Here is a 15,233-nt window from a genome sequence, read left to right as displayed (position 1 = left end):
GGGCGGTGCTGGTACTGCTGCCCACCAGGCGCTGATCCGGGCGGCGGCCGGGGCGAACTCCTGGCGGTGTTCAAGCCAGTTCGTCAGGTGTTCGGGCATCGGATGATTAGGACCCACTCGACGGGCAAAGAGCGCGATGTGACTCTTTTCGGCATTCATGCGTCCCATGAGCAGATCGCGCCCGGCGAGCTGCTGCGCGCCGTCGTTCTGGCCGAGCGGTCCGGCTTCGGGGCGGCGATGTCGTCCGACCACTTCTCGCCGTGGAGCGCCCGGCAGGGCGAGTCGGGCTTCGCCTGGACCTGGCTCGGCGCGGCGATGCAGGCGACGGGTCTGCCGTTCGGCATCGTCACGGCGCCCGGCCAGCGCTACCACCCGGCGATAAGCGCCCAGGCCATCGCGACGGTCGCCGCGATGTTCCCCGGCCGGTTCTGGGCCGCGCTCGGTACGGGTGAGGCCAGCAACGAGCACATCACCGGCGATCCCTGGCCGGCGAAGCCGATCCGGGCGGCGCGGTTGCGTGAGTGCGTCGACGTGCTGCGCGCCCTGTTCGCCGGCGAGGAGGTCACCCATCACGGCCTCGTCACCGTCGACCGGGCCCGGCTGTGGACACTGCCCGCCGAGCCGCCGGCGCTCGTCGGCGCGGCCGTGTCCCCGGAGACGGCGGCCTGGTGCGCCGAATGGGCGGACGGCCTGATCACCGTCAACGGGCCGGAGGAACGGCTGCGCGCCGTCGCCGACGCCTACCGCGACGCGGGCGGACGCGGCCCCCTGCGCCTGCAGGTTCACCTCAGCTACGCTCCCGACGCCGACGAGGCGAGGCGCCTCGCCCACGACCAGTGGCGCTCCAACGTGTTCCCGCCACCGGCATGCTGGGACATCGACCACGTCGACACGTTCGACGCGGTGTCCGCGCACGTCCCGCCGGCCGTCGTCGCCGAGACCGTCAACATCTCCAGCGAACCGGGCTGGCACGCCGATCGGCTCGCCCGCTACACCGAGCTCGGCTTCGAGGAGATCTTCCTGCATCACGTCGGCCAGCAGCTCGACGAGTTCATCGAGGTGTTCGCGGGCTCGGTGCTGCCGGAACTCACGGACTCCCCCCGCGCGGCGGCGGCGCAGCCGGAAGCGGTGCGGGCGTGAGGCTGACCAGGACAGCCGACCTCTGGTGGAAGAACGCGGTCGTCTACTGCCTGGATGTCGAGACCTTCTTCGACTCCGGCGGCGACGGCTGCGGCGACTTCCAGGGGCTGGCCCAGTGCATCGACTATCTCCACGAGTTGGGCGTCACCTGCCTGTGGCTGATGCCGTTCTACCCGTCCCCCGACCGCGACGACGGCTACGACATCACCGACTTCTACGGCGTGGACCCTCGCCTGGGCACCCACGGCGACCTGGTCGAGTTCCTGCGCCTCGCCCGCGACCGGGGCATACGCGTGATCGCCGACCTGGTCGTGAACCACACCTCCGACCAGCACCCGTGGTTCCGGTCGGCGCGTTCCGACCGCGACTCGCGCTACCGCGGCTTCTCCGTGTGGCGGGACGAGCCCCCCGAGGACGGCCCGTCCGACGTGGTGTTCCCGGACAAGGAGGACAGCGTCTGGCAGTACGACGAGGAAGCCGGCCAGTACTACCTGCACCGGTTCTACAAGCACCAGCCCGACCTCGACATCGCCAATCCCGACGTGCGCGATGAGATCGCCCGGGTGATCGGTTTCTGGCTGGAACTCGGGATCTCCGGTTTCCGGGTCGACGCGGTCCCCTTCCTGCTGGAGACGGCCGGCTTGTTGGACGCCGAGGACCTGCCGAATCCCCACGACTACCTTCGTGACCTGCGGGCGTTCCTGTCCCGGCGCAGCGGCGAGGCGATCCTGCTCGGCGAGGTCAACCTGCCGTACGCGGACCTGCGAACGTTCTTCGGGGACGAGGACGGCGACGAACTGACGATGTGCTTCGACTTCCCGGCATGCAGCAGCTCTACCTGGCCCTGGCCCGCGAGGACGCCACCCCGCTCGCCACGGCCCTGCGGGAGCGGCCGGTCGCGCCGAAGGACGGGCACTGGGCGACCTTCGTGCGCAACCACGACGAGCTGACGCTTGACAAGCTGAGCGACGACGAGCGTAAAGAGGTGTTCGCCGCGTTCGGTCCCGACCCCTCGACGCAGCTGTACGGACGCGGGCTGCGCCGGCGGCTGCCGTCGATGCTCGGTGGGGACCCGGCGCGCCTCCGCCTCGTCTACAGCCTGCTGTTCTCGCTGCCCGGAACGCCGACCCTCTTCTACGGCGAGGAGATCGGCATGGGCGAGAACCTGGCCGCCGAGGGCCGCCTCGCGGTGCGCACCCCGATGCAGTGGACCGGTGGTCCCAATGGCGGGTTCTCGACCGCCGGGCCCGACCGACTGGTCGGACCCGTCGTCGAAGGCGACTTCGGGCCGGCGAATGTCAACGTCGCGGCCCAGCGGGACGACCCCGGCTCACTGTTGTCCTGGTTCACCGCGATGATCCGCGCGTACCGGCGCTGCCCGGAGTTCGCCTGGGGCACCTGCACGGTGCTCGACTGCGCCGATCTCCCGTCCGTGTTCGCGCACCGTACCGATCTCAACGGCCAGACCGTCGTCGCGGTGCACAACCTCGGCAGGGAGCCTGCCGGCATACGCCTCGCGCTCGCCGGTGTCGAGCGCGGCGACCGGCTGGTGAGACTGGCCGGAGCGGATGAGGCCGGCGGTGACCTGGTCGCCGGTGACGGCGGCGCCGTCGAGCTCGACCTGGACGGCTACGGCTTCCGCTGGCTGCGAGTTCGTCGCGGCGGGACGGATGGACAGGTGCGACCGACGGTCGGCGAGTCGGCAGCCTGACCGGGGGCGTCGGCCGAACCGGTGAGGATGGCCGCGAGCTGCTGGTCGGTCATGGCGGGCAGTATGTCGAGCCGTGGACAGGCAAGGTGACGGTGTGGTCGATGGCTGGCTGGTGGCGGAAGTGCGGGCAGCGCTCGCGGGTGCCGCCGATCCGGCGAGGGCGCCCGGCATGCAGGCGTACATGAAGTCGGACATGCCTTACCGCGGTGTGCCGAAACCTGTCCGGACGCGGGTGCTGCGCCCCGTCTTCGCCGCGCGGACGCTGACGGACCCGCTCGGCTGGACGGCGACCGCCCTCGCGCTGTGGCGGGAGGCCGCATACCGGGAGGAGCGGTACGCGGCGATCGACCTGACCGGTCACCGCGCCTATCGCGCCTACCAGCAGGCGGGGACGCTGGAGATGTACGAGGAAATGGTCGTCACCGGCGCCTGGTGGGACTACGTGGACGAGATCGCCTCCCACCGGGTCGGCCCACTGCTCGCCGCCGACCCCGCCGCGATCCGTCCCGTGGTACTGCGCTGGAGCCGCGACGGCGACCTGTGGCGGCGCCGCACGTCGATCATCTGCCAGCTTTCGTTCAAGGCAGCGACCGACCTCGACCTCCTGTACGCCTGCATCGACGCGAACCTCGACGACAGGGATTTCTTCATCCGCAAGGCGATCGGCTGGGCGCTGCGCCAGTACGCCTGGACCGACCCGGCGGAGGTCCGCCGTTTCGTCACCGCTCGCGGCGACGCCCTGTCGCCCTTGTCTCGTCGCGAGGCGCTGAAGAACATCGGCTGATCCGTCTCGTACCTGCGCCGCCGGTGCCACGGGCGGGCGACGACGAGCCACACGGGCTCGAAGCGGATCGACGTGCCCCACCACAGCAGCGGGGTGAGCAGCAGCCACCCGGCCGCCGCGATCCCCGCCCCGGCGTTCGCCGACAGGTCCAAGAACAGCGGACACCGCCTCCTCGACGACGAAACTGTGCAGGCCGGCCGGCGGTTTCGCGGAACCGCCCGGGCCGGAGCTCGCGCTGCCGACGAATGCGGCACATGCCGCCCACCGACCGGTGTGGCGATCGACGCATGTCACGGCTCCCGACTGTCCGGTCACGGCGCGGGTTATTGTTCATTTTCGGGGTGTCCGGCGACGTCGGACACCCCGAGATCACCTCGGGTGGGGGGCTGGGTGAGCGGTGGACCGGATCCGCGGCCGGAGTTCGCGGAGCGGCTGCGGACACTGCGGGACGCCGCGGGCCTGTCGATCCGTGACTTGGTGGCCGCCAGTGCGAAGACCCCGCGGCGGCGGCCCGGGGTACCTCCGTTGCGTCTGAAGCGCAGCACCATCGACGGAATGATCAGCAGAAGCCGGCCGGTGCGTCCCGCGCAGGATCACGTCGAGGTGTTCGTCGACACCTGTATCCGGATCGCTGAGGAGTCTGGCAGGCCGCTGCCTGACGATCTGCGGGACAGGCAGGCATGGGAAGACGCCTACCACAATCTATTGATACGGATGGCCGGCCTGCGCAGCGTCAACCGCTCGGCCACGGAGGCGGCCAGACGGTTGAGACGGGTCGAACCGGCGTCCGCCGCCCCGCCGGCCGCCGCGGCACCGGCCGCCCGGCTGGTGGATGGCGGCCGGGCGCTGTTCGTGGGGCGGCCGGACGCGTTGAGTCAACTACGCCGCGCGGTCGCCGAGGTTCAGGGTGGGCGGCCGCGGGTCGCACTGCTCGAGGGGCCGGCGGGAATCGGTAAGACGGCGCTGGTCCGCCATCTCCTCGGCGACACGGACGTGGGATGCGTGCTGTGGGCGAGCGGCGAGGAGGACGAGACGGGACTCAGTTTCGGGGTGCTCGACCAGCTGACGGCCGAAGCGGCCAGGGTCGTCGGGCCGGATCCGGTTTTCCCGGGCGGGCCGGCGGCCGCCGGCCGGGTCCCGTCGCCCGACCCGCTGGTCGCCGGCGAGGCTCTGGTCGACCTGCTCGGCGAGTTGCAGCGCTCCGGTCCGGTCGTGCTGGTCGTCGACGACGCGCACTGGGCCGACCGGCCGTCCCTGCAGGCGCTGACGTTCGCGCTGCGGCGGCTGCGGGCCGACCGGGTTTTCGCCGTGCTGATGGTCCGGGATCTGGTGGACGCGCAGCTGCCGGACGGGCTCCGCCGGCTGCTGATGGACGAGCGGACTGTCCGGATCCTGCTCGAAGGGTTGGACGACACCGAGCTGCGGGCCCTGAGCTCCGCGCACGCCACCGGGCCGCTGTCCTGGCGGGCGTGCGTCCGCCTGCGGGCCCACACGGGGGGCAATCCGCTGCACGCCCGTGCGCTGCTCGAACAGGTCCCGGCCGAGGCCTTCGACAATCTCGAGGTGCCGCTTCCGGTGCCGCGCTCGTTCGCGATGCTCGTCGTGGCGAGGCTCGCGGCGGCACCGGTCCAGGGCCGGGAGCTGGCGACCGCCGCCAGCGTTCTCGGCGCGCATCCCACGTTGTCCCAGGCCGCGGCGGTCGGCGGGCTGGACGAGCCGCTGCGTGCTCTGGAGCAGGCGATCGAGGCGGGGCTGCTGGTGGAGCAGCCGGTCGCGCGGGGCCTTCGGTTCCCGCATCCCCTGGTGCACGCCGCCATCTACGAGCAGGCGGGACTGGCGCGGCGGGCCGAGCTGCACACCCGTGCGGCGGCTCTCGCGGAAGAGGAGGCCCTGCGGCTGCACCACCTGGCCCGTGCCGCCACCGGACCGGACGGCGCGCTGGCCACGGAGCTGGCCCGGTTGGGCCGGGAGGAGGCGACCGCGGGGGCCTGGGCCGCCGCCGCGGGCCATCTGTCCACCGCTGCGCGGCTCGCCCCGGCGCGTGCCGAGTACGAGCAGCTGATGTTGGAGGCGGCGGACTGTCAACTGCTTACGGGTGACCTGCCTGATCTCTTCGGGAAGGAGGCCGAGGTCCGCGGTTTCCGGCCGACCGCCTGGCGCGACTACCTGCTGGCCCGCTTCGCCTTCCAACGCGGTGATGCGGACGAGGCCGAGACGCTGCTGCGGAACGCCTGGAAGCGCTGTGCCCCCGACAGCGGGACCGACGCCGACCCGCTGCTTGGTGCTCGGGTCGCCGGATGGCTTGCCGCTCTCTACTCGACGAAACTCCGTGGCGCCGAGTCCGCCGAGTGGGCCGGGCGGGCGCTGGAGCTGAGTTCCGGCCACGCGGCGTTCGACCTCATCGGGCAGATGCGGATGAGCGGGCTGGCAGCGAGCGGGCAGCTCGACGCGGTGCTTGAGTCGGTCGCCGACCTGCCGGACCCCGCTGTCGCCTCCGTGGCCGAGCTGGACGTGCTCGCCGGCCGGGGACAGATCTACGCCCTGGTCGACAATCTCGCCGACGCCCGCCGGGATCTCGGCGGAGTCCTGGCTGCCAGCCGGGGTCGCTCGCTGCTGTTCCGGGTACTGGTCACGACCACACTCGCTCAGGCCGAGTACCGGGCGGGGCTCTGGGACGACGCCGCGATCCACTGCGATCTCGCGCTGTCGCTGATGGCCGACTCCGACGACGGCGCGCTGGTCCCGTACTGCCACCAGATCGGCGTCCTGGTTCCCGCAGCCCGCGGCCAGTGGGAACAGGCTGAGAAACACGTCGGGACAACGCAGGTCTTCGCCGAAAGCGGGTTTCCCCACCTCATCGCGAGCGCGGCCATCGCTATGGCACACCTGGCACGGGCCCGTGGCCGGTCCGCCGAGATCGTCGCCGTCCTCGAACCACCGGTCCGGTCCGGGCTACTGGACCTCGATGCCGAGCCTGGCATATCCGGATGGCAGGACATCCTTGTCGACGCGCTGGTGGAGGTCGGCGACCTCCACCGGGCCGAGCAGGTTCTGATCCGGTTCGAGAGGGCGGCCAGGCGGCGAGGGCGCCGCTCCGCGATGGCAGCCGCTGCCCGCAACCGCGGCAACCTGGAAGCGCTCCGCGACAACCCGGGCGCGGCCGCCGCAGCCTTTCGCGCGGGCCTCGCAGAGGCAGAGCAGATCGAGCTGCCCTTTGAACGGGCGCTGCTCCGCCACTCCTACGGCAGCTTCCTACGCGGGGCAGGCCGCCCCGCGGACTCGGTCAGGCAGCTACAGGCCGCCCACGACACCTTCACCCTGTTGGATGCCCGTCCATATCTGGACCGTTGCGAGAGCGAACTGGTCGCATGCGGATGGACACCTCGGGAGGGCCGTCGCCGGGAACGGGACGCATCCCGGTTGACCACGCTGGAGCTCGCCGTCGCGAAGTTGGTCGCCGCGGGTCTCACCAACCGTCAGGTTGCCCGGGAGCTCGTCCTCAGTGAGAAGACCGTCGAACACCACCTGCGCGCCGTGTTCGGGAAGCTGCACGTGACGGCGCGGACCCAGCTGGCCAGCAGGCTCCTCGCCGCCGGCGGCGTCTCCCAGCCGGACCACGCCGATGCGGGTCTCGTCCAGCCCGACTGATCGGGCTGTTCCCTCCCGTCTGCGTTGACCCGACACCTGCCGGCCGTGGCGCAGAAGGCCGCTGAGGTTCGGCCTGACGCAATACGACACGGTGCCCCACGAGTTGGCCCGCCCGGCGTCCGGCCGCGCCGGACACTCCTGCTGACGGCCGTCAAGCCCCCCGGCGGTTCCGGACGGTCCCTCACGGCGGATGCGTCCGGTGAGATCGCCGGACAGAACGAACGACAGCCACCATGTCCCCATGAACCAACGTCGGCTCGGGCCCTTACCCGAGCCCAGTCTCGTCCGCGGGACGGAACTCGCCGACGGGGGCCCGCGCTGCCCACTGGTCGGCTTTCCTCACGCTGTCGCGGAGGGTGAGGAATCATAACGTTTCGGTCAGGGGGATCCGGGCATGTCGCAGCTGCGTGAGGACATCGAGCAGGCCAAACAGAAGATGCGGCTCAGGAGCAGGAGCAGCCGAGAGATCAAATACCTTGCGGAACACCTGTGGGAGGGTGAACGCGTCGAGCGCCTGGCCAGGGGCTCGTGCGGTAAGGGCGGTGGACTTGTGGTACTTACTGATCGCCGCCTGCTGTTCGTTTTGGAAGGTCGGAAGCGGAGGGCCAGCGAGGAATTCCCGCTGAGGAACGTCTCCTCGGTGGAGTGGGCTGCCGGGCTGGTACTGGGAAAAATTGTCGTCCTCGCATCGGATAGCCAGGCGGAGATCACGAACGTGAACAAGCGTGCCGGCAGGGAGATCGCGGATCTGATCCGGAACCGTCTTGGCCTGGCGTCACCCGCTCCGACTCCCGTCGCCGTTCCGCCTGGCGATCCGGACCTCAATGATCGGCTGCGCAGGCTCGGTGAGCTGCGAGAAGCAGGCGTTCTCACCCGTGAGGAGTTCGAGGGCAAGATGGCCCGCCTGCTCCGACCCGGGTGAGGCCCGCGTCGATGACAGCCTCGCGGGGCGAGGAACTCGAAGATCCCCCGCGAATGTCGCTATCGGATTTCGGGCCGCTGCTTCCCGGGGGCGGGCGCCGACAAATGGGGGCCAGCGTGGATCTTCCTGTGCTGAATCGTATTTACGTCGGAGGCCGCGCGGTGCTGCCCCTACTCGCGGTCCTCGTGACGCTCGGCTTGTCCGGGTGCGGTACCCCGGGTGCGGAGGCGATGCCTTCGCCCGCACCCGGGCAACAGCGCACGCCGGCCACCAGCGGAAACAAGCCTGCGGAACCGGCGCTGCCGTCGGCCGGCGTGGGAGCGAACCCCTGCGCGCTCGTGTCCAGGCCGGAGGCCGAGAAACTTGCCGGCACGTCGCTCAACAGCCCCGTTTTGCTGGCCGAGACGTGCACCTACACAGCGCCACCCAGCGGGCCAACGGCCCAGGTTGAGGTCTTCGTCGGGGAAACCGCCAAGAATTATCTTACCGCCGAGCGTGGCATAGGCCACGATCTCCGCCCGTTGTCAGGAGTCGGCGACGAGGCATATATCGAGGATGGGGGGATCTTCGTCAACAAGGCTGGCCGCTGGGTATCGGTCAAACTGGTGCGCAGCAACGACCCGGCGGAAAACAACGGGCCACTCGAGGACCTGGCGCGCACGGTTTCCGACCGGATCTGACCACCCGGGACACGGGTACGGCAGCCTGACCGAGGTCAGGTGGCGAGCAGGTAGCCCACGAGCGCCTGCGGCTGGCTCAGCGCGAGGAGGTGCCCGCCGGGCAACGTGTCCGCCTCGACGCCCAGCCGTTCCCGGGCGACCCGCCGCTGGAAGTCGACCGGGAAGAACCGGTCGTCGGCGCCGGCGGCGACCCGGGTCGGGACGTCGGGCCAGGCGTCGAGGTCACACGTCGAGGCGAACACCGCGGCGCTCTCGGCCCGCTGGTGGGCCTCACCGTCGGCCGCGACCTGGCGCGGCAGATCGTGCAGGAAGTACACCTCCGGATCGAACTCGGTGCCGTACCCGGCCGCCCGCGCCGTGGCGGCCCGCGCCTCCTCGGCGCCGGTGTTGCCCCACCAGTCGCCCGGTGTCTCACCCGGCGCGGGGACCATCGCGTTCACCAGGACGACGCCGCGCACCGGTGTCCGCGCGGCGACGAGCGGCGCGGTGAACCCGCCGAGCGACTGGGCGACGACGACCACGTCGTCCTGCCCGCGCACCGCGTCGAGGACGAGGGCGGTGTACTCCGGCAGCCCGGCGGACTCGTCGTCGCCCGGCAGGTCCACGGCGACGGCCTGGTGGCCCCGCGACGTCAGCAGCGGGATGACGCGGTGCCAGTACCACGCGGCGCCGCCGGCGCCGGGGATGAGCGCGAAGGTCGTCACCGGGTGGTACCTACCGTTCCTTCAGCCAGTCGACGAGGTGGGTCTCGCTGAGCGCGGCGCCGTCGCCGGGCACCAGGGTTTCATCATCCAGCGGCGCGCCGAAGTAGCGTGCCCGGGGGTCGGCGACGACGGGGCGAGGGTCGTCACGGGCGGACAGCACCGTGCGGACGAGGTCGTCGAGCCGGAACCGCTCCGGGCCCGCGATCTCCGTGACGCCGTTCGTCGGTGTCCCGAGCGCGGCGCCGCTGACCCCGGCGGCGACGTCGTCCGCCGCGATCGGCTGGATGCGCACCGGGGGGACGCGCACGGTGCCGGCCTCGGTGCCCGCGTCGGCGATGCTGCCGACGAACTCGAAGAACTGGGTGGCGCGGACGACGGAGTAGGGGATCGGGCCGGCCGCGACCAGTGCCTCCTGGGCGCTCTTCACGCGGAAGTACCCGCTGGCGGCGAGGCGTTCGGTGCCGACCACCGAGAGCACCACGTGGTGCCCGACCCCGGCGGCCGCCTCGGCGGCGAGCAGGTTGGCGGTCGAGGTCTCGAAGAAGCGCAGCACCGCGTCGTCCTCGAACGACGGTGAGTTCGACACGTCGACGAGCACGGCGGCGCCGTCGAGAGCGGCCGCCAGGCCCTCGCCGGTGAGGGCGTTGACGCCCGTCCGGGGCGAGGCGGCCACCGTCTGGTGCCCGATCCCGGCCAGCCGGGCCACGACCCGGGAGCCGACGAGCCCGCCGCCACCGATCACAACGATCTTCATGATGACCCTCTCGCGATGTTCCGAGCGCCGAGTTCCGACTCGCCCGATCCGGCCGCGGGCCCCGGGCCCGGCTCCGTCCGGTCGGGGCCACCGCCGCGCACCCAGCCTGGACGTCCGCTGGCGCGTACCCGCGACGACGCGCGGGAGGCAGCCGGACCCGGGCCCGGGCGGCGCTCCCGGGACCGTGAAACGGGCCGGATCGCGTCCAACGGTTTCGCCCGACGCCGGACACGGTTAATTATTGGAGTCGGTTTCGGACTCGTCCCTCCGTGGGAGCCGGCGGGACCTACGGAGGGACACGCCGTGGACGACACGGTCAGCTACGCACGGCGGATTCGAGAGCTCGTCGGTGAGCGCCCCGACGAGATCGCGTTACGCCACATCGCGCTGGACGGCACCGAACCGGCGTTCACCTGGGCCGAGCTCGATCGGCGCTCGGGCCAGCTCGCCGGTGCCCTCGCGGCCCGCGGGCTCGGCCCCGGCGACCTGCTCGGGCTGGGGCTGCGCAACTCGCCGCAGTTCGTGTTCAGCGCGCTGGCGGCCTGGAAGCTGGGCGCCGTGCCGGTGCCGGTGCGCTGGGACCTGCCGGACTGGGAGTTCACCCGGCTGCGGGAGACCGTCGACGCGCCGGTGTTCCTCGGGCCCGAGGACATCCTGTGGATCGACGCGACGGCCGACCTCGCCGTCCCGGACCTGCCCGACGCGACGTCACCGCAGACCAACGGCATCTGCAGCAGCGGCTCGACGGGCACGCCGAAGGTGATTCTCAACGCGCGGCCGGCCGTCTTCGACGCCCGTGCCACCGCGCCGTTCGTCGACCAGTGGAGCCCGGTACCGCGGCCGCAGGTGATCCTGGTACTCGCCCCGATGTACCACGCCAACGGGTTCTCCACCCTGTACAACCTGCTGGCGGGGGACAGGCTGGTGGTGATGGAGAAGTTCGACGCCGCCCGGGTCGTCGGCGTGATCGAGCGTCACCGGATCAGCACGTTCACCGCCACCCCGACCATGCTGCAGCGCATCGGCGACCTGCCGGACGTCGACGGCCGCGACCTGTCCAGCATCGAGTGGATCATGCAGGGTGCGGCGCCGATGCCGCCGTCGCTGGTGCACCGGTGGGCCGGGCTGATCGGCGCCGAGCGCATCGTGATGGCCTACGGGATGACCGAGGCACTCGGCATCACCGCGCTGCGCGGCGACGAGTGGATGTCCAGGCAGGGCAGCGTGGGACGTGGCTTCCGGGGCACCGAGGTCCGGATCCTGGGCGCCGACGGCGAACCGGCGCCGACCGGTGAGATCGGCGAGATCTACCTGCGCGCGCCGCGGTCGAGCTACGGCGGCTACACCTACCTCGGCCAGGCCCCGCGGCTGCGCCGCACCGACGACGGCTTCGAGACCGTGGGCGACCTCGGTTACCTCGACGCCGACGGCTTCCTGTACCTGGTGGACCGCCGGGTCGACGTGATCATCACCGGCGGGGCGAACGTCTTCCCGGCCGAGGTCGAGACGGCGCTCATCGACCATCCCAAGATCGCTGACATCGTCGTCATCGGGCTGCGGGACCCGGAGTGGGGCCGGCGGGTGCACGCCGTCGTGCAGCCTGCCGACCCGGCCCAGCCTCCGTCGTCCGCGGAGGTCATCGCCTACGCGAAGAGCCGGCTCGCCGCCTACAAGGTGCCCAAGACGATCGAGATCGTCGAGGCGCTCCCGCGCAGCGAGGCGACGAAGATCAACCGTGGCGCGCTCGTCGAGGCCCGCGGCGGCTGACCCCGCCAGGGCGAAGGGCCCCGGCCCCGGTGCCGGCCTCGGCGGCGAGGGCGCCGCCGAGGCCGGGGTGAGATCACGGTGCGGCGATGGATCCGGCCGTCACGAGTGGGAGGTCGTCCGCCGTGACCAGGCCGGGGGGCGCGGCCACCACGGCCGGAACGGCGTTCACCGCCGGGTTGGCGGTGTGCGCGTCGCGGTCCACGGCGTCCGCGGAGTACTCGAACTCGTAGCGGAGCCGCACGTTGGGGTGCCCGCGGATCTCCATGACGTACCCCTCCTCGATCGGCCAGTCGGGCTCCATGGCGTTGCCCAGCCGCCACAGCAGGCCCAGCTCGATCAGCGGCCGGCCCCGCACGATGCCCTGCCAGCGGCCTTTCAGTCCGCACACGGTGCCCCGCGGGATCGTCATGTAGCCGAGGTCGAGGTCCCTGGTCGCCAGCCCGAACTCGGGTGCGTAGCGCACCTCGTCGAGATCGGCGCCGAGGGCCTTCGCGATCACCTCGACCGCGTCCTGGAAGACGAGCTGGCGCTGCTTCGCCGCGTCGGCCAGCCCCGGGGTGTCCGGCGGTGACCCGAAGCCGAGCGCCTGCCACGTCTCGGCCGACGCGTAGTGGGTGCAGTCGGCCGCCTCGAAGATCGATATCTTCTCCACCTCGCGGCACAGCGCGGCCGCGGTGAGGCCCACGACGCCGGCCAGGCCAGGGTTGATCCCGGTTCCGTACAGGGACACGCCGCCGCGCCGCGCGGCCTCGTGCAGGCGGTTCATGTCCTTCTCGCCGTAGGACCGGCCGGTGAGGAAGTTCGCCGTGGAGATGACGTTGATGCCGGCCTCGAGCAGCCGCACCATGTCGTCGACGTCCCACAGCAACGGCATGTAGAGCACGACGTCGGGCCGCAGCGCGATGATCGTGTCGAAGCTGCTGGTGGCCTGGACGCCGAGCGGCGGTAAGCCGCACAGCTCACCGACGTCCTTGCCGTCCTTCTCGGCGCTCCACGCGAAACAGCCCACGAGTTCCAGGCGCGGATGCGCGAGGACGGCGCGCACCGCGCTGCGCGCGACACCTCCGGTGGTCCACTGGACGACTCGAATGCTCATGCTCTTCTCCGATCGCTGGGTGGCCGCACTGGACGGCGAAGTGGTGGTCGTCCTTCCGCCGCCAGCCGTCGCGGGTCGCGTAGATCCGAACGCCGTCGAGCGCGTGCATACCCTCAGCCTCCGGCCGGGGTCGGCCGGGGTCGGCGGGACCGGTCACGCGCTGACACGGGCGGGTCTGGCACGGGGGAGGACGGAAAAGACCCAGCGGCGCATACCGCCGCTAAATCATCTGCCTTCGCTAAATCATCATCCATGTTGAAGGCAGTCTAATGTTGCCAATTCCCTAGTCAATGGCGGCGGGGCCTACCGGACGAAGGCGGGCATCGTCTCCCAGCCGCGGACCGTCGAGGTGCGGGCCTGGACGGCGTTGTCCCAGTCGATCTCCCAGGTCGGGAACCGGCTGAGGACCTCGTCCAGGGCGACCCGGCCCTCGAGCCGGGCCAGCGCGGCCCCGAGGCAGTGGTGGATGCCATAGCCGAAGCTGAGGTGGCGGCCGACGTCGCGGTGGACGTCGAAGCGGTCAGGGTCGGCGAAGCGGCGCTCGTCCCGGTTCGCCGAGCCGTTCAGCAGCACCATGATGCTGCCCTCGGGCACGGTGTGGCCGTGGTGTTCGACGTCGCGGGCGACATGGCGCGCCTGCACCGGTGAGGGCGCCTCGAAACGCAGCAGCTCCTCGATTGCGTTCGGAATGAGCGAGCGGTCCGCGACGAGTTCGCGCCGCTGGTCGGGGTTCTCGGCGAGAATCTTTCCGGTCCAGCCGATGAGCCGCGTGGTCGTCTCGTTCCCGGCCCCGGCGAGCATCGTGACGTAAGTGAGCACTTCCTCTCGATGGAGCTTGCGGACGGTGCCCGTCTCGTCCTCGAACTCGGCGTTCAGGAGCTCCGTCATCAGGTCGTCGGAGGGATGCTCGGCCCGCCAGTCGATGTAGGCGCCGAACTCGTCGGAGTTGAAGTCCTCGGCCGAGACCGAGAGCTCTTCACCCTCGCGCAGCTGCAGGCCCTCGTCGAGACGGTCCCGGATCGCCTCCTGGTCGGATTCCGGGATTCCCAGGAGAAAGCCGATCGTGCGCATCGGCATCTGCGCGCCGAGGTCCCGGATGAAATCGAAGCGCTCGGTCCCGACAAGGGGATCGAGGGAACGCGCGCAGAACTCGCGGATTTTCGACTCCAGCGCGTTCATCTTCCGCGGGGTGAAGACCCGGGCGAGCAGGCTGCGGTGAATGTCGTGGATCGGCGGGTCCTCGAAGAGAATGATTCCCGAGGGCAGCTCGATGTTGGCCTTGATGAGCTCCAGGATGGATCCCCGGCCGGACCGGTAGGTGTTCCAGTCACTCAGGCAGGGCTCGACGTCCTCGAAGCGGCTGAGGGCGTAGAAGTCGTACTTCTCGTTGTAGTAGAGAGGTGCCTCGTCGCGCATGCGCCGCCAGACCGGGTAGGGGTCGGCGTCGATCTGGGCGTCGTAGGGATCGTAGTAGACGTCGCTGGGGCTGGTTAACGGCATGTTCCACTCCTCCGTGCGATCGAACGACGCGACGCGCCCGGCGCGCCGCCGCGCGTGTGAGCCCTGCCACCACTGCTACCGACCGTACCGGGGCGACCGCCCACGCTCGCCGCCGGCGGGACGCGACACGGCAGGTCGGCCGGTGCCGAGGGTGCCCCGTCGACAACGTGCGCCGCTCCACCGCCGGCTCGGTGCCCGCTCCCGGCGATCTCCGTCGGCCCTGTGACTGCCCGCACACCGAGACGACGGTGCTTGGATGTCCTGCTTTCGTGTGGAGCGAGCCGCGGGTGCCGGTGCCGCCGGCGGTCCGCCGGCTGTTCCCGGCCGGCGGGTGCCCCGTCCCACGTCGGTGACGATCGACATGGATGCCCAGCCGCCATGGACTACCGTGGCGAGGCCACTCGCCGCGCCGGCCCGGGCGCTGCCCGACCAGCCATGACCACCGGTTCTCCAGCCGCCTCGGAGAGCCGGCCCGACGAAGGAGTTTCTGACCAGAATGCCTCTGCGTGCTCGCCGGTCGTGTCTGG

General features: G+C 71.1%; 10 protein-coding genes and 1 pseudogene. 7 read left to right on the top strand and 4 right to left on the bottom strand.

Features of this window, described 5'->3' with window-relative positions; translation table 11 throughout:
• The first annotated feature begins 138 nt into the window (after positions 1 to 138).
• From E0504_RS45285 to E0504_RS45255, 6 genes and pseudogenes are all read left to right on the top strand, one after another.
• Positions 139 to 1,140 (top strand): TIGR03885 family FMN-dependent LLM class oxidoreductase, encoded by a 1,002-nt coding sequence (locus E0504_RS45285; RefSeq protein ID WP_112106745.1) that lies wholly within the window; start codon positions 139 to 141, stop codon positions 1,138 to 1,140.
• A pseudogene (locus tag E0504_RS54730) lies at positions 1,137 to 2,851 on the top strand (alpha-amylase family protein). Before E0504_RS45285 ends, E0504_RS54730 begins: the two are co-directional and overlap by 4 nt.
• A 94-nt stretch (positions 2,852 to 2,945) precedes the next feature.
• Positions 2,946 to 3,635: a DNA alkylation repair protein gene (locus tag E0504_RS45275; RefSeq protein WP_071064227.1), complete on the top strand. Its 690-nt coding sequence runs from the start codon at positions 2,946 to 2,948 to the stop codon at positions 3,633 to 3,635.
• A gap of 390 nt (positions 3,636 to 4,025) precedes the next feature.
• Positions 4,026 to 7,283, top strand: a complete 3,258-nt coding sequence (locus E0504_RS45265; protein WP_243657929.1) for an AAA family ATPase — start codon at positions 4,026 to 4,028, stop codon at positions 7,281 to 7,283.
• 394 nt (positions 7,284 to 7,677) lie between these two features.
• Complete coding sequence (locus E0504_RS45260; RefSeq protein WP_235014067.1) at positions 7,678 to 8,205, top strand: PH domain-containing protein; 528 nt, start codon at positions 7,678 to 7,680, stop codon at positions 8,203 to 8,205.
• 104 nt (positions 8,206 to 8,309) lie between these two features.
• Entirely contained in the window at positions 8,310 to 8,885 is a 576-nt protein-coding gene (locus tag E0504_RS45255; RefSeq protein WP_112106743.1) for a DUF3558 domain-containing protein, read from the top strand.
• Between the two features lie 35 nt (positions 8,886 to 8,920).
• On the opposite strand, the gene E0504_RS45250 is transcribed toward E0504_RS45255, so the two are convergent.
• Positions 8,921 to 9,589 carry an alpha/beta fold hydrolase gene (locus E0504_RS45250; RefSeq protein ID WP_112106742.1) on the bottom strand — a complete coding sequence of 223 codons (669 nt, stop codon included), beginning with the start codon at positions 9,587 to 9,589 and terminating at the stop codon, positions 8,921 to 8,923.
• A 10-nt stretch (positions 9,590 to 9,599) separates the two neighbouring features.
• Positions 9,600 to 10,343 (bottom strand): SDR family oxidoreductase, encoded by a 744-nt coding sequence (locus E0504_RS45245; protein WP_131627570.1) that lies wholly within the window; start codon positions 10,341 to 10,343, stop codon positions 9,600 to 9,602.
• A gap of 303 nt (positions 10,344 to 10,646) precedes the next feature.
• Here E0504_RS45245 and E0504_RS45240 point away from each other — a divergent pair, with 303 nt between their 5' ends.
• Positions 10,647 to 12,110, top strand: coding sequence for a class I adenylate-forming enzyme family protein (locus tag E0504_RS45240; RefSeq protein ID WP_112106740.1), 1,464 nt, complete (start codon positions 10,647 to 10,649; stop codon positions 12,108 to 12,110).
• 73 nt (positions 12,111 to 12,183) lie between these two features.
• On the opposite strand, the gene E0504_RS45235 is transcribed toward E0504_RS45240, so the two are convergent.
• Both E0504_RS45235 and E0504_RS45230 read right to left on the bottom strand, forming a co-directional pair.
• The gene (locus tag E0504_RS45235) at positions 12,184 to 13,206 is read right to left on the bottom strand and encodes a dihydrodipicolinate reductase (RefSeq protein WP_112106739.1); all 1,023 of its coding nucleotides are present in this window, start codon (positions 13,204 to 13,206) and stop codon (positions 12,184 to 12,186) included.
• 303 nt (positions 13,207 to 13,509) lie between these two features.
• Complete coding sequence (locus E0504_RS45230; RefSeq protein WP_112106738.1) at positions 13,510 to 14,706, bottom strand: cytochrome P450; 1,197 nt, start codon at positions 14,704 to 14,706, stop codon at positions 13,510 to 13,512.
• Between the last annotated feature and the right edge of the window lie 527 nt (positions 14,707 to 15,233).

The sequence above is a fragment of the Parafrankia sp. BMG5.11 genome (genome assembly GCF_004337455.1).
Note: the sequence above shows the minus strand (reverse complement) of the source record. Positions and strands in the feature narration are given on the sequence as shown.